Raw genomic sequence first — 201 nt, 5'->3', positions numbered from 1 at the left:
ACTTGAACCACCGACCTCACCCTTATCAGGGGTGCGCTCTAACCACCTGAGCTACAAGCCTGCCGGGGTTTTACTGCTCGTTACTTCTATCAGACAATCTGTGTGAGCACTTCACGGGCGGGATTCACTAGGTAAGGAGGTGATCCAACCGCAGGTTCCCCTACGGTTACCTTGTTACGACTTCACCCCAGTCATGAATCA

Annotated in this window: 1 rRNA gene; it reads right to left on the bottom strand. The window is 52.7% G+C overall.

The annotated features are described in order from the left end of the window. Positions 1–132: 132 nt before the first annotated feature. Positions 133–201 (bottom strand): 16S ribosomal RNA (locus COO59_RS20670); the annotation flags it as partial.

The organism is Mixta theicola, assembly GCF_002895925.1.
GTDB classification, from domain to species: Bacteria; Pseudomonadota; Gammaproteobacteria; order Enterobacterales; family Enterobacteriaceae; genus Mixta; species Mixta theicola.
Note: the sequence above shows the minus strand (reverse complement) of the source record. Positions and strands in the feature narration are given on the sequence as shown.